20 protein-coding genes are annotated in these 20,455 nt (G+C 61.3%); 2 read left to right on the top strand and 18 right to left on the bottom strand.

All coding sequences use genetic code 11. The annotated features are described in order from the left end of the window. Positions 1–66: 66 nt before the first annotated feature. The 17 genes from ACQY1J_RS07095 to ACQY1J_RS07015 all read right to left on the bottom strand — a co-directional run bounded on the left by ACQY1J_RS07095 (position 67) and on the right by ACQY1J_RS07015 (position 17,965). A complete protein-coding gene (locus tag ACQY1J_RS07095) occupies positions 67–339 on the bottom strand; it encodes a Txe/YoeB family addiction module toxin (protein WP_430251060.1) in 273 nt (90 codons plus the stop codon). A 1-nt stretch (position 340) separates the two neighbouring features. Continuing rightward, positions 341–592, bottom strand: a complete 252-nt coding sequence (locus tag ACQY1J_RS07090) for a type II toxin-antitoxin system Phd/YefM family antitoxin (protein ID WP_430251059.1) — start codon at positions 590–592, stop codon at positions 341–343. Positions 593–882: 290 nt separating this feature from the next. Beyond that, entirely contained in the window at positions 883–2,070 is a 1,188-nt protein-coding gene (locus tag ACQY1J_RS07085; protein ID WP_430251058.1) for a Gfo/Idh/MocA family protein, read from the bottom strand. 150 nt (positions 2,071–2,220) lie between these two features. Then, entirely contained in the window at positions 2,221–3,276 is a 1,056-nt protein-coding gene (locus ACQY1J_RS07080) for a sugar phosphate isomerase/epimerase family protein (protein WP_062461174.1), read from the bottom strand. A gap of 229 nt (positions 3,277–3,505) precedes the next feature. Then, positions 3,506–4,471 (bottom strand): substrate-binding domain-containing protein, encoded by a 966-nt coding sequence (locus tag ACQY1J_RS07075; protein WP_062582095.1) that lies wholly within the window; start codon positions 4,469–4,471, stop codon positions 3,506–3,508. A gap of 234 nt (positions 4,472–4,705) precedes the next feature. Beyond that, positions 4,706–5,704, bottom strand: coding sequence for an ABC transporter permease (locus ACQY1J_RS07070; protein ID WP_430251057.1), 999 nt, complete (start codon positions 5,702–5,704; stop codon positions 4,706–4,708). After that, complete coding sequence (locus ACQY1J_RS07065; RefSeq protein WP_430251056.1) at positions 5,701–7,230, bottom strand: sugar ABC transporter ATP-binding protein; 1,530 nt, start codon at positions 7,228–7,230, stop codon at positions 5,701–5,703. Before ACQY1J_RS07065 ends, ACQY1J_RS07070 begins: the two co-directional genes overlap by 4 nt. A 191-nt stretch (positions 7,231–7,421) precedes the next feature. Continuing rightward, positions 7,422–8,513 carry a pyrroloquinoline quinone biosynthesis protein PqqE gene (pqqE, locus tag ACQY1J_RS07060; protein WP_325263582.1) on the bottom strand — a complete coding sequence of 364 codons (1,092 nt, stop codon included), beginning with the start codon at positions 8,511–8,513 and terminating at the stop codon, positions 7,422–7,424. A gap of 74 nt (positions 8,514–8,587) precedes the next feature. Beyond that, positions 8,588–8,887, bottom strand: a complete 300-nt coding sequence (gene pqqD, locus ACQY1J_RS07055) for a pyrroloquinoline quinone biosynthesis peptide chaperone PqqD (protein ID WP_430251055.1) — start codon at positions 8,885–8,887, stop codon at positions 8,588–8,590. Further along, complete coding sequence (gene pqqC, locus ACQY1J_RS07050; RefSeq protein WP_430251054.1) at positions 8,884–9,708, bottom strand: pyrroloquinoline-quinone synthase PqqC; 825 nt, start codon at positions 9,706–9,708, stop codon at positions 8,884–8,886. The genes pqqD and pqqC overlap by 4 nt, the downstream gene beginning before the upstream one ends. Beyond that, positions 9,680–10,597: a pyrroloquinoline quinone biosynthesis protein PqqB gene (gene pqqB / locus ACQY1J_RS07045; RefSeq protein WP_430251053.1), complete on the bottom strand. Its 918-nt coding sequence runs from the start codon at positions 10,595–10,597 to the stop codon at positions 9,680–9,682. The genes pqqC and pqqB overlap by 29 nt, the downstream gene beginning before the upstream one ends. 20 nt (positions 10,598–10,617) lie before the next feature. Beyond that, positions 10,618–10,713 (bottom strand): pyrroloquinoline quinone precursor peptide PqqA, encoded by a 96-nt coding sequence (gene pqqA / locus ACQY1J_RS07040; RefSeq protein ID WP_062461193.1) that lies wholly within the window; start codon positions 10,711–10,713, stop codon positions 10,618–10,620. Positions 10,714–10,928: 215 nt separating this feature from the next. Beyond that, positions 10,929–12,239 carry a xylose isomerase gene (xylA, locus tag ACQY1J_RS07035; protein ID WP_113111907.1) on the bottom strand — a complete coding sequence of 437 codons (1,311 nt, stop codon included), beginning with the start codon at positions 12,237–12,239 and terminating at the stop codon, positions 10,929–10,931. Positions 12,240–12,371: 132 nt separating this feature from the next. Continuing rightward, a complete protein-coding gene (gene xylB, locus ACQY1J_RS07030) occupies positions 12,372–13,826 on the bottom strand; it encodes a xylulokinase (RefSeq protein ID WP_430251878.1) in 1,455 nt (484 codons plus the stop codon). 98 nt (positions 13,827–13,924) lie between these two features. Continuing rightward, a complete protein-coding gene (locus ACQY1J_RS07025; RefSeq protein ID WP_184654439.1) occupies positions 13,925–14,950 on the bottom strand; it encodes a LacI family DNA-binding transcriptional regulator in 1,026 nt (341 codons plus the stop codon). A 158-nt stretch (positions 14,951–15,108) separates the two neighbouring features. Further along, positions 15,109–16,722: a DHA2 family efflux MFS transporter permease subunit gene (locus tag ACQY1J_RS07020; protein WP_430251052.1), complete on the bottom strand. Its 1,614-nt coding sequence runs from the start codon at positions 16,720–16,722 to the stop codon at positions 15,109–15,111. 43 nt (positions 16,723–16,765) lie between these two features. Beyond that, positions 16,766–17,965, bottom strand: coding sequence for an HlyD family secretion protein (locus ACQY1J_RS07015; protein ID WP_062582076.1), 1,200 nt, complete (start codon positions 17,963–17,965; stop codon positions 16,766–16,768). Between the two features lie 134 nt (positions 17,966–18,099). Between ACQY1J_RS07015 and ACQY1J_RS07010 the strand changes: the two genes are divergently transcribed. Both ACQY1J_RS07010 and ACQY1J_RS07005 read left to right on the top strand, forming a co-directional pair. After that, positions 18,100–18,804, top strand: coding sequence for a TetR/AcrR family transcriptional regulator (locus tag ACQY1J_RS07010; protein ID WP_062461212.1), 705 nt, complete (start codon positions 18,100–18,102; stop codon positions 18,802–18,804). Between the two features lie 98 nt (positions 18,805–18,902). Continuing rightward, the gene (locus ACQY1J_RS07005; protein WP_062461215.1) at positions 18,903–19,664 is read left to right on the top strand and encodes a TerC family protein; all 762 of its coding nucleotides are present in this window, start codon (positions 18,903–18,905) and stop codon (positions 19,662–19,664) included. An 81-nt stretch (positions 19,665–19,745) separates the two neighbouring features. Here the strand turns inward: ACQY1J_RS07005 and ACQY1J_RS07000 are convergent, their stop codons facing one another. After that, positions 19,746–20,288, bottom strand: coding sequence for a glutathione peroxidase (locus ACQY1J_RS07000; RefSeq protein WP_174196078.1), 543 nt, complete (start codon positions 20,286–20,288; stop codon positions 19,746–19,748). Positions 20,289–20,455 lie beyond the last annotated feature (167 nt).

The raw sequence follows: 20,455 nt of genomic DNA, 5'->3' as shown, positions 1-20,455 counted from the left end.
TGCAGCGCGAAAACCGGTTCAGCGCGAAGATGTCGTTCGGGATTGTCGCCTTAAGTGCGCTCTATACTATCTCTCATAGTGAAAACGGCACTGGATGATTTCGAGTTGCTGGGTGCTTGCTTTGCCCGACACACAATACACCAGTCGGTGTTCCCCATGAATGCGCCTCGACCAAAACCCGGAGAGACTGCCCTTCAGCGGTTCCGGTTTTCCAAGCCCCTTGAAGGGCGATCTCTTCGTATCCCTGATCAGCTCGTTGATTTTCTCGACCATCGATTGATCGACGCTTTGCCAGTATTGGTACTCTTCCCAGGCGTATCCCGTCCAGAGAAGGTTCATCCTACAAGGTCGGGTCTGTTGCGATCACCTCTTCTCCGCGAAGCTGCGCAATGCTCTCGCGCAACCGATCAGAATTCGCTGGGGTGGAAAGAAGATGCAGAGTTTCCAGCATGCTCTCGTACTCGCCCTCAGCAATCAGAACCAACGCCTCTGATCCTTGACGGGTGACCAGCAAAGGAGCGCGAGAGGCGATCACGTTGTCGAAGTGGGTCGCAATGTTCTGCCTAAACTCGGTCAAACGAACGTGGGCCAAAATGCTATCCTCCGACAATGTACATGTATCTGTACAGATTGAATGGAAATGTCAACATTGGTCTCCTGACACTGGAGGTAGATCCGGCCGCGGCGAGGGTTCCAACGCCTATCCGGGTGCCGCCACCTCTTCCCCAGGCCCCTCATCCGGCTGCGTCCTGCGGACCCTTCTCTCCGCAGTTGGGGAGAAGGTCCTTTGCCGCACGCGCCTTGCCCCGATCGAGCCACGTCCCCTCTCCCCGTCTACGGGGAGAGGGTTAGGGTGAGGGGCAGACGCCGCCCACCAAGTCTTTACACCTTCACCCAAGCACCATTGTTCCGAGACGACTCCACGCAGGCCTCGACAAAGGCGACGCCCTTCACGCCGTCGTCGACGGTTGGATAGATAACCGCCTCGTCCAGTTTCGCGCCCGTCCGGTGGGCGTGGATTGCCAGTGCCGCTTCCGTGTAGATCGTTGCAAAGGCTTCGAGATAACCTTCCGGATGACCCGATGGAATGCGGGAGACACGCGCAGCAGCGGCGCCGGAACCGGCGCCATTGCGGGTGATCAGCCGCTTCTCCTCGCCAAACGGCGTGAACCACAGGTAGTTCGGATCGGCCTGCACCCATTCGATGCCGCCCTTGGTGCCGTAGACGCGGATTTTCAGGCCGTTCTCGTGGCCCGGCGCCACCTGGCTGCACCAGAGCATGCCCTTGGCCGGCTTCTCGTCGTGTCTCGCCGCAAACCGCAGCATCACATGCGCATTGTCGTCGAGCCGGCGGCCCTCAACGAAACTGTCGAGATCCGCGGCAAGGCTATCCAGCGTCAGTCCGGTGATGAAGCAAGCGAGGTTATAGGCATGCGTGCCGATATCGCCGGTCGAGCCGCCGGCACCCGATTGGGCCGGATCGGTACGCCACACCGCCTGCTTGGCGCCGGTCTGTTCGACCGCCTCGGTCAGCCAGTCCTGCGGATATTCCGCCTGGACGATACGGATATCGCCGAGCACGCCACTCTCGACCATCTCGCGGGCCTGGCGCACCATCGGATAGCCGGTGTAGTTGTGGGTGAGGATGAACAGTGCGCCGCTCTCGTCGGCTACCTGCTTCAGCGCCTTCGCGTCGGCAAGGTTGGAGGTCAGCGGCTTGTCGCAGATGACGTGGATACCGCGCTTGAGAAACGCCTTGGCGGCATCAAAATGAACATGGTTCGGCGTGACGATCGACACCGCCTCGATGCCGTCTTCGCGCTCCGCCTCGCGGCTTGCCATCTCCTCGAAGGAACCGTAGGTCCGCTCCGTATCAAGCCCGAGTTCCCGCCCCGATGCCGCCGATTTTTCCGCCGTCGAGGAGAGAGCGCCCGCGACGAGTTCGAACCGGTCATCCAGCCGCGCCGCCATCCGGTGCACCGCGCCGATAAAGGCGCCGGATCCGCCGCCGACCATGCCGAGCCGGATACGGGGTGCGCGTGTCTGTTCGTCCTTGGCTTCGATGGTCATGATGATGTCTCCTTGGAAATTCATTGCGGGGAAAGTCCCCTCTGGCCTGCAGGCCATCTCCCCCACAAGGGGGAGAGACCCCTCCGCACCGTCTCGGGTCATGACCGAAGGGTGCGGCAGGTTAAGCCCTCCCCTTGTGGGGAGGGGTTTCTATGAAAGCCCCAGCATCCGCCTGTTGGCCGCCTCGTCCGTGCCGCCGGCGGCGAAATCGTCGAATGCATGTTCCGTCACCCGGATGATGTGATGCTTGACGAATTCCGCGCCTTCGCGGGCACCGTCTTCGGGGTGTTTCAGTGCGCATTCCCATTCGACCACGGCCCAGCCGTCGAAATCGTTGGCCGCCATCTTCGAAAAGATCGCCCCGAAATCCACCTGGCCATCGCCCGGCGAACGGAACCGTCCGGCCCGGTTCACCCAGCTCTGGAAGCCGCCATAGACGCCCTGCCGCCCGGTCGGATTGAACTCCGCGTCCTTGACGTGGAACATCTTGATCCGGTCTTTGTAGATGTCGATGTTGTCGAGATAATCCAGGCATTGCAGCACGTAATGCGAGGGGTCGTAGAGCATGTTGGCGCGCGGATGGTTCTTTACCCGCTCCAGGAACATCTCGAACGTGACGCCGTCATGCAGGTCCTCGCCGGGGTGGATTTCGTAGCAGACGTCGACGCCGTTTTCGTCCGCATGGTCGAGGATCGGCGTCCAGCGGCGGGCAAGCTCGTCGAAGGCGGTCTCGACCAGACCGGCCGGGCGCTGCGGCCAGGGATAGATGTAGGGCCAGGCGAGCGCGCCGGAAAAGGTGGCATGCGCCGTGATGCCGAGATGCTTCGAGGCTGTGATCGCCATCTTCACCTGCTCGACCGCCCATTCCTGACGTGCCTTCGGATTGCCGCGCACTTCCGGCGCCGCGAAGCCGTCGAAGGCGTCATCGTAGGCCGGATGCACGGCGACCAGCTGGCCCTGCAGATGGGTGGACAATTCGGTCACTTCGACACCGTTCTGGCGGGCGACACCGGCGAACTCGTCGCAGTAATCCTTCGACGAGGCAGCTTGTCTGAGGTCGATCAGCTGGCCAGCCCAGGTCGGCACCTGCACACCGAGATAACCCTTGTCGGCCGCCCATTTGGTGATGCCGTCCCAGCTGTCAAACGGCGCCTTGTCTCCGGCAAACTGACCGAGAAAAATGCCCGGACCCTTGATCGTCTTCATGGTGTTTCCTTTCCGATATGCCGCCCTCGATGTCGGGCTCGGTGCGTTCCGCAAACTCTCCGGCATTCCTGTGCTTGTCACAGGAATCCAGTGACCCGATTTCCGTCGGGTCAGAGCAATTTTCTTCAGCCCAGCGACTTGGGCTGGCTTGAATCCCTGTCACGAGCACAGGGATGACGCGAGGAAAGAGGGCGTCTTGCGACAAACGCCCCCTCTCGCCTTGGTGATCTCAGAACGGCGAGTCGGCGAAGTAGAAGTTCTGCGCATTCTCCTTCGTCACCAGCGTGGCGTCGAGGATATAGTTGCCGCTGACCGGGACCTGATCGTAGAAGTTGGCCGCCGTCAGCTGCATGGCGGTTGCCACCATCGCCGGCGGATAGAGCACGTCGACCGGCATCATCTTGTCGCCGTCCATGACGCGCTTGATCATGTCCTTGGAGCCGGCACCACCAACGACATACTGAATGTCGGTGCGCTTGGCCTGCTCGATCGCTTCCAGCACACCGACGGCCATGTCGTCGTCCTGGCACCAGACTACATCGATCTTCTGATGCTTGGTCAGAAAATCCTGCATCACCTTGAAGGCGTCGTCGCGGCTCCAGTTACCGTATTGACGCTCCAGCACCTTCACCTTGGAACCGGCGATCCCCTTGTCGAAACCGTCCTGGCGCTGCTGGTCGATCGGGATCGGCAGGCCGCGGATCACGACGACCTGCGCTTCCGGCGTCTTCTCGGCGATGTACTTTCCAGCCACTTCGCCAAGCGCCGGGTTATTGCCGGCCACGTAGAGATTGCGGATCGTGTTGTCGTTGACCGATGGTGCACGGTCGACCAGCGCCACGAACTTGCCGTCGTCCTTCACCTGCTGGATCGCGGTGACCAGCTGATCCGGATCGCTCGGCAGGATGACGAGCGCATCGATGCCCTGCACCGCCAGATCCTGCACCGCGTTTGCCTGGCTCGCCGGATCCGCCGAGGTCTTCACGATGACATTGAGGCCCTTGTGCTCGGCCATCAGAAGTTTCGCGACGCGTTCGGCATGGAACACCACGCCAGCCGTCCAGCCATGGTCGGCCGCCGGAATGGACACGCCGATCGTGACCTTCTTCGCCTCCTGTGCAAGCCCGAGGCTTGGTGCGGCGGCAACCGACGCTGCAAGACCTGCAACGCCGAGACCGAATGTTCTTCTATGCATGTTCTCTCTCCCAGAGTTTAAGGGGTCATCCTCCCGAAACCGGACCCGCCCCAGAGGCCCGGCCAAACCATTGGTCTCAGCGACCCGAAACCCCTCCCCGCCCTGCCCACAAGGGGGCGGGCTTAACCCGGCAGCTAACGCCAACACTCGATCGAGGCAGGCGATTGCGGCAAGTCTTCTCCCCCCTTGTGGAGGAGATGGCCGGCAGGCCGGAGGGGGTCCCGTAACAACCTCTTACTTTCGCATCAGCGACCTCTGCACCAGCATGGCAATGATGATGATCGCGCCCTGGATCGCCCCGATCAGATATTCCGACACGAAGTTCGACAGGATCATGATGTTGCCGACGATTTCCAGAATGAAGGCGCCGCAGATCGTGCCCCAGATGCGACCCACCCCGCCCCGAAGTGCCGTCCCGCCGACGACCACGGCCGTGATCGCCTGCAACTCCCACAGGATGCCTGTCGTCGCAGACGTCGATCCCAGCCGCGGCACGTAGATCATGACAGCAACAGCCACGCAGAGCCCCTGCACCACATAGGCGATGGTGCGCACCTTGTTGACCGAAATGCCCGAATAGCGCGCCACTTCCTCGTTCGATCCGACGGCGATCACATGACGGCCATACCGGGTGCGGTAGAGCACGAAGGCCGCGAGCGCCGCCGTCACGAAGATCACGATGATCGGGATCGGCACGCCGAACACATCGCCGAAATAGACCGGCCGGTAAAGCTGCTGCAACTGCCGGTCCTTGAGCGTGATCGCGCCGCCCTGGGAAAGCCAGGTCGTCAGGCCGCGATAGATCCCCATCGTGCCGAGCGTCGCGATAAACGGCTCGATCCGCCCGAGCGTCGTGATCAGTCCGTTCGCCAGCCCGCAGGCCGCCCCCAGAACCAGCGCCACCGCCATGCCGGCCATCAGCATCAGCATCGGATCGGCAACTACGCCTGAGTTCATGAACAGGATCATCAGGCTGGCGACAAACGCCACCATCGCCCCGACCGACAGATCCAGTCCCCCCGCCGAGATCACATAGGTCGCCCCAAGCGCGATCACGGCGATAAAGGCGCTGCGGGTGATGACGTTGGTGAGGTTGGCCAGCGACACGAAATTCGGGTTGGCAAAATAGCCGAGCACCAGAAGCAGCGCCAGCGCAACAAACGGCGCGACGGCCGCCATGTCCCAGTCGCGCGAAGTCTTCGGCGCCTTCGTCTCGGTTACGACCGCACTCATGCCGCCTCCCCCGCGCCGACATTGACACCGGTTGCAAGCTGGACGATCTCGTTTTCCGTCATGTGGTCTCCGTGAACTTCGCCGACGATCCGGCCGCCGCGCATCACCAGAATGCGGTCGCAGATGCCGATCAGCTCCGGCATTTCGGAAGAGACGACGATGATCGAGCGCCCTTCCGCAGCCAGAGCGGCGATGAATTTGTAGATCTGTTCCTTGTTGCCGATATCGATGCCGCGCGTCGGCTCGTCGATGATGACGACCTGCGGATCGAGCAGCATCATCTTGGCAAGCAGCAGCTTCTGCTGGTTGCCGCCAGAAAGCTGGCCCGCAAGGATCGTCTTCGTGCCGGTCCGGATGTCGAAATCCTCGATCGCCTTGTCGAGCGCCTGTGCTTCCCGCTTGCGATCGATCTGCAGGCCGCGGATGAACTTGCCAAGCGAGGCGAGCGTCAGATTGACGGTGAGGTCCTTGGTGAGAAGCAGGCCCTTGCCCTTGCGGTCTTCGGAAAGATAGGCGACGCCCGCCTTGAGGCTCGAATGCACGTCGGTAAACTGAACCGGCCGCCCCCGCAGCGTCACCTTGCCCTTGGCCGGTCGAAGTCCGACCAGCCCTTCCATGAGCTCCGTGCGACCGGCGCCGATCAGCCCGGCAAAACCGAGGATCTCACCCTTGTGCAGGGTAAACCCGGCATCGCGCGCATAGCCCGGCACGTCGAAACCTTGAACCTCGAGCACCGTTTCGGGCGCGATGGCCGCCTGCCGGTCCGGATAGAGCTTTGCCACGTCGCGACCCACCATCAGCCGCGCCATGTCGGCCGGTTCCAGCTCGCTTGTCGGGTGCGAAGCGACCAGCCGCCCGTCGCGCAGCACCGTCACGCGGTCGGCGATCTCCTTTACCTCCGGCAGCCGGTGCGAGATGTAGAGCACGCCGACGCCCTTGGCGCGGATATCGGTGATGACCTTCAACAGCGCTTCGGTTTCGTGCGGCGTCAGCGACGCCGTCGGTTCGTCGAAGATGACGATGCGATGCGGCACCAGCAGGACCCGCGCGATCTGCACCAGCTGGCGCTGCGCGATCGAAAGCCGCGAGACGATGGTCTCGGGATCGATATCGGCGCCCAGATCGCGGATCGCCTCTGCGGCGCCCGTGTTCATCGCACGGTCGTCCAGCGCGATGCCCTTTCGAACCTCGCGTCCGAGATAGATGTTCTGCGCCACCGTCAGATCCGGTGCGAGAAGGATTTCCTGGTGCACCAGCACGATGCCATGCTTTTCCGCATCAACCGGCCCCGAAAAGCTGACGACCTGTCCGTCGATCGCGAGTTCGCCGTGGGTCGGCTGATGGTTGCCGGCAAGAATCTTCATCAAGGTGGATTTGCCGGCGCCGTTCTCGCCGATGATCGCGTGGACCTCTCCGGCGTGAACGGTGAGCGCGATATCCTTGAGGACTTCGACAATGCCGAACGTCTTTGAAAGGCCGCGCGCATCGAGCAGAGGCGCAGCCGTATGCCCGGACGCATCAACCATGCACCGGCCTCAAAATCAGAAGCGTCGTGAAGCAGCCGCAACGCGGCACGCCCACAACACCTGCCTCCTCGCAAGTGGTGTGATGCACTGAAATTCCTCCCTGAATTTCAGGCTATCGAAGAATTTGAGGTACGTAAAGCAGTTTCAGCTCATGAGCTTCGTTCACATTCGCGACACCACCGGAAGTGGCGTTAGCGGCCGCGATAGACGAATTCAGGCGGCTCGGCGCGGCTGTCGATCTCTGCCTGCTCGACCAGAAGATGGCGCATCGGCGACAGGATGCAGACCGGGTCGGTGGTCGCGGCGTCGCCGGCCAACGCCATCGCCTGGCAACGGCAACCGCCAAAATCCACGCCCTTGCGATCGCAGGACCGGCAAAGATCCGGCATCCAGCTGTCGCCCCTATAGGCGTTGAACGCCTGGCTGTCATACCAGATGTCGGTCAGCGACATGTCGCGCACGGTCTCGAAGTTGAGCGACGGAATGCTTTCGGCCGCATGGCAGGGCAGGACCTTGCCCGATGGCGTAACATTCAGGCCCGTGCGTCCCCAGCCGCCCATGCAGGCCTTCGGAAAGGTCGAATGGTGGTCGGCCGGCACGTAATCGATCACGATAATGCCTTCCAGCCGCTTGCGCGCTTCCTCAACGAAAGCGTTGGCGTGCAGCACCTGTTCCTTGGTCGGCATCAGCGCTTTGCGGTTCTTCTCGGCCCAGCCGTGAAACTGCACGGTGGCGATCTCGATGCGGCGGGCACCGAGTTCGACGGCAAGATCCAGCATGGCGCCCAGCTCGTCCATGTTCTGCTTGTGGCAAACGGCGTTGACGGTCAGCGGAATGCCGGCCGCATGCGTCCACTCGGCCACCGCGATCTTGCGATCGTAACCGCCTTTGTAACCACCCACCTTGTCGGCCAGAACAGGCGTCGCGCCCTGGATCGAGAGCTGCAGATGGTCGAGCCCGGCTGCGGACAGCTCGGCGATGCGCTTCTCATTGAGGCCGATGCCGGACGTGATCAGGTTGGTATAGAGCCCGGCCTTGGCGGCAGCCGCCGTCAGCTCCACCAGATCGCGCCGCGATGCCGGTTCGCCGCCCGAGAGATGGAGATGCAGAACGCCAAGCGCTGCTGCTTCCTGAAACACCCGGATCCATTCCTGCGTGGAAAGCTCGGTGCTGATGCCTTCGAGCTCCAGCGGATTGGAGCAATAGGGGCAGGCCAGCGGACAGCGATGCGTCAGCTCCGCAAGCATAGCGATCGGTGCCGGGATGCGGATACGACCCGTCACGCCGTCCCGGTCGGTCCATTCGCTCGTTCTGTCGGTGGTCTTGGCACTTGTCCGCGCAATGCTGACATGCTCGTTCACGATTTCAACTCCAGCATGCGCCGCTTGGAAAACTCGTCGACGAAGGCAATCACGTCGACCAGGATCTGCTCCTTGGGCGCTTCGAATTTCACGGAGAACTCCTGCGCGATCGCATCGAGATCACGCTCGCCGTCGAGCGCGTTGACGATCATCACAGCGATCTCGTCGAGCGCCAGCGCCCGTTCCGGCGCAAGCAGCACCGTCTGGCCGCGCACCGGGTCCTCCCGAAGCCGCACGCCGCGGGCAAGTTTGGCGACCGTCTGCGCGGTCACGGTGACTGCGGAAGGTTCGCTCATTCCGCCGCTCCCCGCGCAGGTTCTCTCAGAGCCGGCTGATCGAGAGCGCCAATCACGCCCTCCTTGCCGTCCCATCCACCCGGCGGCAGAAGTGCCGGCGATACATAAGCGCTCTGCAACGCATCAAGCTGCGCCCACAAAACGTCCGTCTTGAAGGTCAGCGCAGCCGCGGCCGCATCCTGCTTTTCCAACGTGTCCGCATGGTCGAGAACGTAGTTGAGCCCGAAGGCGACATCGACCGGCGCCTCATCGAGCCGCTTGCGGAAATAAGAGAGCGCGTCTTCATTGGCGAAAGCGTAGTGCTCGAGCAGTCCTGCAATGCGGTTCTTGTGAATGGTGGGCGCGAAAAGCTCGGTCAGCGACGCGGCAACCGCATCGAGCATCGGCATGTCACGCACGAAACGCACATAGGCATCGCAGGCAAACCGCGTGCCCGGCAGAACGCCCCGGGTTGATTCGACGTAATCCGGATCAAGCCCGACCGCCTCGGCAAGCTTCAGCCAGCGCCGGATACCGCCGCCCTCTTCCCGCCCGCCGTCATGGTCCTCGATACGCTTGCGCCACGCGCGCCGGATCGAGATATCCTCGCAGCGCGACATAAAGGCGGCATCCTTCAGCGGAATACGGCTCTGATAATAGAACCGGTTGATCACCCAGGCGCGCACCTGCGTCATCGAGCATCCGCCACCATGCAGCATGCCGTGAAACGGATGCTTGTCGTGATAGCGCGCAGCACCGATGGCGCGCAGCCGGGCTTCAAAATCGGTTCTGTTCAGGGCAACATTCTGTGCTTCAGGCAAGTTCGATCTCCATGCCGTCATGGCCGACTTCGAAGCCGGCTTCGGTAACAGCGTCCCGCTCCGGGCCTTGGCGCCAGATCGGGTTCGTATTGTTGATATGGACATAGACCATGCGACCTATGCCAAGTTTCGACAGCGCTTCCAGGCTACCGCCGCCCCCGGCGTCGTCGCCAGTAATCGGCATATGCCCCATGCGCTGCCCGGTTTTGATGCCGGTGCCGACGCGGATCATCTCGTCGTCGGTAAACACGGTGCCGTCGAAGAACACGAGGTCGGCGCCGCTTATGCGCTCGCAAAGCCAGTCCGGAAGCGTCGCACAGCCCGGAATATAGTAGGCCCGTTTGCCGTTCGCCACGAATTCGACGCCGATTGTCTGCTCGCCTTCGAGACCAAGCTCCGGCTCGCCATCCTCAAGAAACAGGGCGACCTTGCCGGGCACCGCGAAAATGCGCGCCTCAAGCCCATCGAGCGGTGAAAAATCCTCGTCGAGACGGATCGTCTTGCGCGCCACGAAATCAGGATCCAGGACTCGGAAGACCGGGCTCGCATCGAGAACGGAGCCGATCGCGGCCGTCGAAAACAGTGAAAACGCCTGCTTCTCGCGGATCGTCAGGAGACCGCCGATATGATCCACATCGGCATTGGTGATGACGACGCTTTGGATCGGGCTGTGGCGGAGGGCTTTCGGATGAAGATGCGGCGTCTGCTGGATTTGCTGGCGAATATCCGGCGAGGCGTTGAAGATCGCCCAGGTCTCTCCGTCAATACTGACGGCGAGCGACGACTGCGTCTGCGGCTGAAGTCCCGAAGACGGATCGCGGGCGGCGGCGCAGTTGGAACAATTGCAGTTCCACTGCGGTAATCCGCCGCCGGCTGCAGAGCCGAGCACCAGAAACCGGAGACCGGTCATGGGTCCCGTGCTCTTCATAATTAAAACAGAACCGGCTCGCTGCCGTCTGCAGGTGCGTAACGGTTGATTTCCATGCCGCAGCTTACTTCAACAAACTTAGGTGCAGTCCACTTCATGTCATTCTCCTTCGTGTCGTTGGAGGCCTTTGCCGGCCGCTTTCGCGACCAAGGCCCCGGCAGAACTCACGTTTGAAAGGGTCGCAGGATAATCCCGTTCGCCAAGCCGTAACATAAGCACAGCATCAAACGTTTCCAGCCCCGAAATGTTGCGCGATTTCTCGCCATTCCGGGGCCGTTCACGCCTTTGTCACAGGGGGACGAGGCTGCTTGTCTCAGACGTAGCGGTTTATCACGTTTTCGAGATATTCCTGGCGTCCGGACTTCGGCTCGGGATTGATCCCTTCCTTCTCCACGCGAGCAGCGATTTCGTCGAGCTTGTACTCGCCGCGCAACATCTTCTGCGCCTCCGGGCTGTCCCACTTTTCGTAGCGCGCATCGAGCGGCGTCTTCAGTGCGCCGTCATCGATCATCTTCGCCGCAGCCTTCAGGCCACGGGCGCAGCAATCCATACCGCCGATATGACCGATCAGCAGATCTGCCGGATCGAGCGACTGGCGGCGCAGCTTGGAGTCGAAGTTGGTGCCGCCGTTCTTGAACCCGCCGCCGGCGAGCACGTGATAGTAGGCCAGCGCCATTTCCGGCACGTTGTTCGGGAACTGGTCCGTATCCCAGCCCGACTGGTAGTCGTTGCGGTTCATGTCGATCGAGCCGAAAATGCCGAACGTGTTCGCCATGGCGATTTCGTGCTCGAAGGAATGGCCGGCAAGAACCGCGTGGCCCTGCTCGATATTGACCTTCACTTCCTTGTCTAGCCCGTGTTTCTGCAGGAAGGCATAGACGGTGGAAACGTCGTAGTCGTACTGGTGCTTGGTCGGCTCCTGCGGCTTCGGCTCGATCAGGATCGTGCCTTCAAAGCCGATCTTGTACTTGTATTCGACGACGAGGTTGAGGAAGCGGCCCATCTGGTCGAGTTCGCGGGTGAAATCGGTGTTGAGGATCGTCTCGTAACCTTCGCGGCCGCCCCACAGGACATAGTTCGCACCACCGAGACGCTTGGTGGCGTCGAGGCAGGTTTTGACGGTCGCCGCCGAAAAGGCAAACACATCAGGATCGGGATTGGTGGCAGCGCCGGACATATAGCGGCGATGCGAAAACAGGTTCGCCGTGCCCCACAGAAGCTTGACGCCGGTGTCGGCCTGCTTCTTTTCGAAGTAGTCGACGATCTCGTTGAGGTTCTTCGTGTTTTCCGCAAAGTTTGCGCCTTCAGGACGCACATCCGCATCGTGGAAGCAGTAGTAAGGCGACCCGAGCAGATCGAAGAATTCGAACGCGACATCCGCCTTCAGCTTGGCTGCCTGCATGCTGTCGTCGAACCACGGACGCTCGAATGTCTGACCACCGAAGGGATCGCCGCCCGGCCAGGTGAACGTGTGCCAATAGGCAACGGCAAAGCGCAGATGGTCTTCCATCCGCTTCCCGCCGACCATTTCATCCGGGTTGTAGTGCCGGAATGCCAGCGGATTGGTGCTGTCAGGACCTTCGTACTTGATCTTGGTGATATCGCCGAAAAAGCCTGTGCTCATGGTGGTTTCCTCCTTGGTAGAAACTTGGTTCTGGTAAGTGCGTCAAGGTGAGGTACGTACCTCACTGTAGCCGGTAAAGCGTGGTTCGAGTTGCCCGACTTGGGGGAGGAGATGTCTCCTCCCCTTTGCCGGTTAGTTCAGCAAGCCGCGAATTGCTGGATAGGCAGCCCGGTAGCGCTGGTATGCAGCCTCATAGGCATCGTGAAGCCCAGCCTCCGGCTCGATCACCGCTTCCGTTTTGGGAGCGGAGCAAACGGCAACCGGATCGGCACCGGTTGCCGCGATCAGTCCGAGCCGGGCCGCGCCAAACGCCGCACCGAAATCGCCGTCGGCCGGAATATCCACGGGAACGCCAAGCGAGGTCGCAATCGACGACAGCCAGTAGCGCGAGCGCGAACCGCCGCCGATCGCGGTCACGCGGGAAATCGAGGTTCCCGCCGATTTCAGCGCTTCGAGATTGTCGCGGATCGCAAAGGTCACGCCTTCGAGCACCGCCTGGGTCAGCACCGCACGGCTGCTCTCATGTTCGAGCCCGAGAAAGGCGCCGCGGATGACGGCATCGTTATGCGGCGTGCGCTCGCCGGAAAGGTAGGGCAAGAAGGTGACGCCGGTCGGGGCCTTGAGGCCATCGCCAAGCTCGGCCACCAGATCGGCAGCGGCTTTGCCGGACACTTTCGAATGCCAGTTCAGGGCATCCGTGGCTGACAGGATGACGCCCATCTGGTGCCAGGTCTTCGGCAGCGCGTGGCAGAACGCATGTACGGCACTTTCCGGCTTCGGCAGATAGGAGGCGTTGGCGGCAAACAGCACGCCGGATGTTCCCAGCGAGACGAACGCATTTCCCTCGGCGACCGTCCCCATGCCGCAGGCCGATGCCGCATTGTCGCCGGCACCGCCGGCCACGACCACATCGCCGGCAATCCCCCATTTCGACTTCAGCTCGCCCCGCAGGCGACCGGCTTCCTCGGTGCCCTCGACCAGCGACGGCATCTGATCCTCGGTAAGATCGGTCGCTGCCAAGAGTTCGGAGGACCACTTTCGGGCCCCCGTATCGAGCCAGGACGTGCCGGCCGAATCGGACATTTCCGAAATGTGCTCACCGGTCAGCCATAGCCGCAGGTAATCCTTCGGCAACAGAACCTTGGCGACCTTGGCAAAGATCTCGGGCTCGTTGTTCTTCACCCAGGCAAGCTTCGGCGCCGTAAAGCCCGGAAATACGATATTGCCGGTGATGGCCCTGAAACGCGGATCCGCATCGAGCGCTGCCGCCTCCTTAAACGAGCGTGTGTCGTTCCACAAAATGCAGGGCCGCAGCACCTTGTCGTCGGCATCGAGCAAGGTCGCACCATGCATCTGGCCGGAAAGGCCGATGCCCTTTACTGCGGCAAGCTCCTTGGGAAACTTCGCCTTCAGCCCGTCGATCGCCTCTTCGCAGGCGCGGATCCAGTGAGCCGGCTCCTGTTCCGACCAACCGGAATGCGGGCGCGATACGTCGAGCGTCCCGTTCCCCGAGCCGATGATCGTCTGATCGCCGTCGATCAGCATCGCCTTGACGCCGGAAGTGCCCAGATCGAGACCGAGATACATGCTTGCCTTCTCCTGTTGCTGCCGCGTTTCGGCAGATCTTTGTTTCGCCACGCGTCGTGTCCGAGCCGCTTAACACGTTCCGGAGCGCGATTTGCCCGTCAGGGCAGGTTATCCTTCAAGAATATGTCGATACGAATGCGCTCCTGCGCGGCGATCACGGGAAGCCCGTCCGCCTTCGCCTTTAGCACCCTTATGGCGCTGCGCACTTCATGGCCCGCATCCTGGTTCAGCACCGCATCGACGACACCGTCGGCAAGCGCTGCCCGCGTCGATCGCGTCAGCTCATGCGCGATGATCACAGGTCTGCGTGCTTCCGGCAGGCTGCGCACAGCCTTCAGGATGCCGCGATTGCCGGCGCCGAGGCTGTAGAGTCCGATCACATCCGGATAGCGACGGAACAGGCCCGTCACCAATTCCTCGGCAATAGCAGGATCGTCGCGGGCCTCGATCACGGGAAGGATCGCAAGCCGCGGAAAATCCTCCGATAGCACGGACAGAAACCCTTCCAGCCGCTCGCGGTGATCGCGCACCAGCATCGATCCGGCAACCATCGCCACCCGCCCGTCGCGACCGCTGAGAAACCGCCCGAGGAGATTGGCAGCGGTGCGCCCGGCCGCGTGGTTGTCGATCCCGGCGAAATGGTGCCGCTGCGAGCCCGGCAGGTCCGACACCAGCGTCACGACGGCGATGCCCGCCTCCCGCAGCCTTGCGACCGCGGCCTGCACGTCGCTGCTTTCCACCGCCACGAACGCAACGCCGTCAGGCCTGTCGGCAAGCACGCCGTCCAGCATGTTAGACAAGGCCTGCCCGTCGAAAGGCGGCACGTCGACGACGCGGATACGGGTTCGCTCGGCACCGGAGCGACCGACCGCCTGCTCCACCTCTTCGCGCAAGCCGATCATGAACGAGTTGTCGTTCTCAGGCAGCACGAAGGTGAAGGCGTAAGTCCGTCCCTTGGCAAGGTTCGCAGCCGCCACGTCGCGCACGTAGCCGAGGACGGCGATCGCCTCCTCGACCTTCTCCTGGGTGATGCGCCGCACGCCAGGCCGACCGTTGAGCACACGGTCGACGGTCGCCAGGCTGACGCCGGCGCTACGCGCGATATCGTGTACGGTTGGCTTCATGCGGTCCTCCGCCGATCTTCGTAACGGAGTTTTTGAGGTACGTAAATCAGATTTATTTCATCACACTCCGCCTTACGAATCGCAAAGGGGCCGCCGCGGTTTGCGACGACCCCTCTGCAGGCGGTGGTTCTTTGAAATCTTATGCGCGAAATTCGCGCTCAGTGGCCGCTGCCACCGCCACCGCCCTGGGGTGCAGGCTTTTCGATGGCGGCAACGCCGAGGATCATCATCGCAAACAGCACGGTCAGGATCAGGAAAACGTCCGAGAACGACATCACCACGGCCTGCTTGGTCACCAGCTGCACCATCTGCCGGATCGCGCCGGTCGCGCCATCAAGACCGTAGGTGTTCAGATTGGACGCCATCGAGTCGAGCTGGTCGGAAGCGATCCGGTTGCCCCAGTCGAGATGCTCGCGCAGCCGCTCGTAATGCACGTCCTGGCGGTTGGACAAAAGCGTGCTGATGATCGCAAGCCCCACCGCGCCGCCAAGGTTGCGGGTCAGGTTGAACAGGCCGGACGCCCCCCGGATGCGGGCCGGAGACAAAGTGCCAAGCGCGATATTATTGATCGGCACCATGCACATCATCAGGCCAAAACCGCGCAGGATCTGCGGGATCAGAAGCTCGTAGAAGTCCCAATCGGCGGTGATGCCGGTCATGATATAGGTGCCGGAGGCAAAGCTGATGAAACCGATCACCATCATCGCTCTCAGGTCCATCTTGGTCGACAGCTTGCCTGCGATCGGCGCCGTGACGAACATGGCAAGGCCCGAGACGAACATGGTCTCGCCGATCATCTGGCTGTCGTAACCGCGGATGCGGCTGAGATAGACCGGGTAGATATAGGTGAGTCCGTAGAGCCCGATACCCATCACGAAGGAGAAGATCGAGCCGAACGCGAAGTTCCGGTTCGTAAACGCCGTCAGGTCCACGACGGGAAATTCCGAGGTAAAGGCGCGATAGAAGAAGACCAGGCAGCCAAGCCCCGATGCGATGGCACCGATGACGATCATGTGGTCGTTGAACCAGTCGTTGGAATTGCCCTCTTCCAGCACATACTCGAGACCGCCGAGGAACACGCCCATCGCTACAAGACCCCACCAGTCGAACTTCTTGAACAGCGACAGTTCCGGCTTGTCGAAGTCGATGAACCGCCAGGTCAGGATCGTCACGAAGATGCCGGGAATGATGTTGACCAGAAACAGCCAGTGCCACGAAAACGCGTTCGAGAGATAACCGCCGACCGTTGGTCCGATCGTGGGCGCAAGCGTCGCGATGAGCCCGATGATCGGCGAGACGAACGCCCGCTTCGATGGCGGGAAAATGGTGAAGGCTGCCGCAAACACAGACGGAATCATACCGCCGCCGATAAAGCCCTGGATCGCGCGGTAGACGATCATCTGGTCGATATTGGATGCGGTCGCCGCAAGCGCGCTCGCAGCCGTAAAGCCGGCAGCCGAGAACGCAAACAGATAGCGCGTCGAGACGATACGCGCCAAGGTGCCAGAAAGCGGGATCATGATGACTTCGGCGATCAGATACGACGTCTGCACCCAGCCGATCTCGTCCGAACCGGCCGAAAGGCCCGCCTGAATTTCAGACAGCGACGCAGACACGATCTGGATGTCGAGGATCGACATGAACATGCCGACCACCATCGCAAAAAACGCGATCAGCCGGCCGGTCGGCATTTTCTCGTCCACTTTTGGCGCAGCCGATGCCGGCGCGGCAGACGATATCGATCCTGCATTTGTCGTTGCGCTCCCAGCCATGGGACCACCTCCGCCCCGATGGGGCTGTTAGGCCAAAGCCCAGTTACTTCTTGGGTGCGGTGCGGATGTCCACGTCGACGACAACGCTCAGACCCGCCCTGAGACGACCGCTGTCGAGCGCATCCTGCGGCAGGGCGATCCTGACCGGAACGCGCTGTATGATCTTGGTAAAGTTGCCCGTCGCGTTTTCCGGCGGCAGCAGCGAGAATACCGAGCCGGAAGCCGGCGCAAGCGATTCTACCGTCCCGATGATCGGCTCCTCGCTATAGGCATCCACATGCACTTCCACCTTGGAGCCGATCTCCAGATGCTGGATCTGCGTTTCCTTGAAATTGGCGTCGATATAGAGCTGACGCGTCGGCACCAGCGCCATCAGCCGCTGTCCCGGCGAAACGAGATCTCCTTCCTGCACCGAGCGATTGCCGACAATCCCGTCATAGGGCGCCTTCAGAACGGTAAAGGACAAGTCGCGGGCCGCTTTGTCGCGCTGCAGTTCGAGCGTCCGGACCTGGCCTTCTGCTTCCTTGCGCTGCGCTTCAAGAATGGTGATGTTGGCTTCTGCCGACTTGATCGACGCATCGCCGCCGACAAGGTTGGCCTTGGCCTGATCGAGCGCAATCGTGGCGCTGTCGAGATCGGCGGTCGTGCCGACCGACTTGGCCGCAAGCTCGGTCTGGCGCTTGAGCGTGATCTCGGCACCGCGGACCGCTGCCTGCAGTGCAACCTTGGAGGCCTGCGCCTGGGCAAGGGTTGCCTGCGCACCTTCGACCTGTGCATCGATGCGGGTCAGCGACAGCTTGCCGGTTTCGATGGCGGCATTGGCCTGATCAAGCGCGTTCTGGTAATCGCCATTGTCGAGCGTCGCCAGCACATCGCCGGCCTTGACCTGCTGGTTGGCGGCGACATTCACTTTCGAAACGAAAGCCGTGACCTTTGGGGAAATCGTGGCAATATCGCCTTCGATATAGGCATCGTCCGTCGACACCATGAACCGGCCCGTCGTCCACCACTGATATCCATACCAGCCGCCACCGGCGAGCAGCGCCAGCACGATGATCGGCAGGATAAGGCCGCGCTTGCCCTTCTTTGCGGGTGCGTCGGCCTTGGCTTCGGGCGATGGCGTTGCAACAGGTGCCGCAGGTTTCTCGGCAGCCGGCGACGCGTCGTCGCGCGCCGTGTCATCGGCATTCACATCTTCGTTTTTTACGGTGCGCAGCGCGCCGGCATTCTTGGAGGCCGTCATTGTCGTAACCATCTTTGAAAAGCGAAAACCGATCGAACCGATCAGTTCGGAGCGTTGACATAAAGCCTTCGATCACACATATCAAGACCACATCGAACCAATCGGTTCGAAAAAAATCGGAATGCTGAATTATAATGCCGAAACCGTTAAAGAGATCCGCGCCGCGAGACACGTCCCCCCGCACTGCAGGGCGTTTTGCCGCGGGCGAGGATCCAGCCAAGCGCAGCCAGATCATGGAAGGCGCGACGCGGGTTTTCATGAAGCTTGGTTTCGAAGCCGCAAGCATGAACGACATCACGCGCGAGGCCGGCGTTTCGAAGGGAACGATCTACGTCTACTTCCAGAACAAGGAAGATTTGTTCGTCGCCATGGTGGAACAGGAGCGCGCCGCCTTCCTCGCCACTGTTCGGTCCGTTCTGTCGACCAACGGCAACGTGGAAAAGAGCCTCTACGATTTTGGCGTCTCGTTCCTCAGCCACATGACGGAAGAGAAAATCATCACCGCGATGCGGACCGTGCTTGGCGTCCGCGAGCGTATGCCGGACCTGTGTCGGCGCTTTTTCCGCGGACCCGAAAATCTGCGCACCGTGATGCGCGACTTTCTCGCCCTCCACGTCGAGGCCGGCAGGCTGAATATCGACGATATCGAACTTGCCGCAGGCCAGTATATCGACCTCGTCAGCGGCGGCTATTTCAAGGTTCGTCTGTTCGGGTCGATGGAAGACGCCCCGTCAGACGAGGAAATCCACCGGACCATCCAAGGTGCAGTCCGCGTTTTCATGGCGGCCTATGGTTGTCATAACAAACCCGTGATCGATAATGGGGCTGATTCCGCCTGATTCTGGTCGGTCCATATTCAACCTACTCTTGTTTTTAATGGGTCGATCCCCAAATGCGGCGGGAAATTGCGCCCTTTGATTGAAAACAGGAGAGATGGATGGACATTGCAGCGCTGGTAGCAGACCCGACGGCCTGGGTAGCGCTCGTTACACTTGTGGTCATGGAAGTGGTGCTTGGCATCGACAACCTGATCTTCATCTCCATCCTCACCAACAAGCTGCCACCTGAGCATCGGGAAAAGGCACGCAAGATCGGTATCGGCCTGGCGCTGGTCATGCGTCTTGGTCTGCTCGGCACCGTTGCCTGGATTGTACAGCTTACCAATCCGGTCTTTGAAGCCTTCGGTCACCCCTTCTCCTGGAAGGACATGATCCTGATCGCCGGTGGTCTGTTCCTCGTTTACAAGGCGACCAAGGAAATCCACCATTCCGTGGATGTGGTCGACAACAAGGAAGACATGGTCGGCGCCGGCAAGGAAGTCGTGCAGATGAGCTTCAGCGCCGCCATCGTGCAGATCCTGATCCTCGACCTGGTTTTCTCGATCGACAGCATCATCACCGCAGTCGGCATGACGCCGCATCTGCCGATCATGATCGTGGCCGTCGTCGCCGCTGTCACCGTGATGCTTCTGGCAGCAACCCCGCTTGCCAACTTCATCGAGAGAAACCCGACCATCGTCATGCTGGCTCTCGCCTTCCTGCTGATGATCGGCGGCACCTTGATCGTCGAAGGCTTCGGCGTGCACGTTCCGAAGGGCTATATCTACGCCGCCATGGCCTTCTCGGCCGGCGTCGAGGCCCTCAACATGTTCGCGAAGGGCGCCCGCGCCAAGAAAAAGGCCTCCGGCACGCTGCATTGACGTTGCTACAAACATCGACACGCAAAGGGCGCCCGCGAGGCGCCCTTTTTGTGTTCAGTCCAAACGCCTGGTCCCGGCGGATCACCGCTCGGACAGTTCCCGGTCCAGCGCTTCGAGCAGCCGGTTATCGTCTGCGGTCACGTCAGGCGCGAAGCGTGCCTTGATCCGGCCATCGCGTCCGATCAGAAACTTTTCGAAATTCCAGACGATCTCGCCATCTTTGATGTCCATGCCGCGGCCGCGCAGGCGCGCCTTCATCGGACCGTCGCCGGTGGTGGGCACCGGATCTGCGGTCAGCGCCTTGTAGAGCGGATGCTTGGCATCGCCCTTGACGGAAATCTTTGAGAAGATCGGAAACTTCACGTCGTAGGTCAGCTGGCAGAATTCGACGATCTCCGTATCCGAACCGGGCTCCTGCCCCATGAAGTCGTTGGCAGGAAAGGCTGCGATGACAAAGCCTCTGTCCCGCTTTTGCTCGTAGAGTTTTTCCAACCCTTCGTACTGCGTGGTCAGGCCGCATTTGGACGCGACGTTGACCACCAGCATGACTTTTCCACGGTATTCGGCAAGCGTCGTGTTCCGGCCGTCGGCAAGCTTGACGGGGATGGCAAGGATATCGGTCATGACGGCTCCGGGGGGCTTTGGCGCAGGGGAATTGGCGCAAACAACTGCAGTTGATATTGTCTACTTATGCGTTCACCACGGTTTGTCCAGCAGACACGCCCTGAGCGGCGATAGACGCCTTTTGCGAAACGTCATCAGACTTTGCAACATTTGTGGCACTGGGGCAT

Origin of the sequence: Neorhizobium sp. DAR64860/K0K1 (assembly GCF_050500205.1) — a bacterium.
Lineage (GTDB): Bacteria > Pseudomonadota > Alphaproteobacteria > Rhizobiales > Rhizobiaceae > Neorhizobium > Neorhizobium soli.
The sequence above is the reverse complement of the archived record's forward strand: the minus strand, read 5'-3'. Positions and strand labels throughout refer to the sequence as shown.

Bases quoted from the DNA above. Each gene is read 5' to 3' on its own strand.
- ACQY1J_RS07080 (WP_062461174.1), bottom strand. From the start codon at position 3,276: ATGAAGACGATCAAGGGTCCGGGCATTTTTCTCGGTCAGTTTGCCGGA.
- ACQY1J_RS07015 (WP_062582076.1), bottom strand. From the start codon at position 17,965: ATGACGGCCTCCAAGAATGCCGGCGCGCTGCGCACCGTAAAAAACGAA.
- pqqC (WP_430251054.1), bottom strand. From the start codon at position 9,708: ATGACGGCATGGAGATCGAACTTGCCTGAAGCACAGAATGTTGCCCTG.
- ACQY1J_RS07025 (WP_184654439.1), bottom strand. From the start codon at position 14,950: ATGAAGCCAACCGTACACGATATCGCGCGTAGCGCCGGCGTCAGCCTG.
- pqqB (WP_430251053.1), bottom strand. From the start codon at position 10,597: ATGACCGGTCTCCGGTTTCTGGTGCTCGGCTCTGCAGCCGGCGGCGGA.
- ACQY1J_RS07085 (WP_430251058.1), bottom strand. From the start codon at position 2,070: ATGACCATCGAAGCCAAGGACGAACAGACACGCGCACCCCGTATCCGG.
- xylA (WP_113111907.1), bottom strand. From the start codon at position 12,239: ATGAGCACAGGCTTTTTCGGCGATATCACCAAGATCAAGTACGAAGGT.
- ACQY1J_RS07075 (WP_062582095.1), bottom strand. From the start codon at position 4,471: ATGCATAGAAGAACATTCGGTCTCGGCGTTGCAGGTCTTGCAGCGTCG.
- ACQY1J_RS07005 (WP_062461215.1), top strand. From the start codon at position 18,903: ATGGACATTGCAGCGCTGGTAGCAGACCCGACGGCCTGGGTAGCGCTC.
- pqqD (WP_430251055.1), bottom strand. From the start codon at position 8,887: ATGAGCGAACCTTCCGCAGTCACCGTGACCGCGCAGACGGTCGCCAAA.
- ACQY1J_RS07000 (WP_174196078.1), bottom strand. From the start codon at position 20,288: ATGACCGATATCCTTGCCATCCCCGTCAAGCTTGCCGACGGCCGGAAC.
- ACQY1J_RS07095 (WP_430251060.1), bottom strand. From the start codon at position 339: ATGAACCTTCTCTGGACGGGATACGCCTGGGAAGAGTACCAATACTGG.
- ACQY1J_RS07010 (WP_062461212.1), top strand. From the start codon at position 18,100: ATGCCGAAACCGTTAAAGAGATCCGCGCCGCGAGACACGTCCCCCCGC.
- pqqA (WP_062461193.1), bottom strand. From the start codon at position 10,713: ATGAAGTGGACTGCACCTAAGTTTGTTGAAGTAAGCTGCGGCATGGAA.
- ACQY1J_RS07070 (WP_430251057.1), bottom strand. From the start codon at position 5,704: ATGAGTGCGGTCGTAACCGAGACGAAGGCGCCGAAGACTTCGCGCGAC.
- xylB (WP_430251878.1), bottom strand. From the start codon at position 13,826: ATGTATCTCGGTCTCGATCTGGGCACTTCCGGCGTCAAGGCGATGCTG.
- ACQY1J_RS07065 (WP_430251056.1), bottom strand. From the start codon at position 7,230: ATGGTTGATGCGTCCGGGCATACGGCTGCGCCTCTGCTCGATGCGCGC.
- ACQY1J_RS07020 (WP_430251052.1), bottom strand. From the start codon at position 16,722: ATGGCTGGGAGCGCAACGACAAATGCAGGATCGATATCGTCTGCCGCG.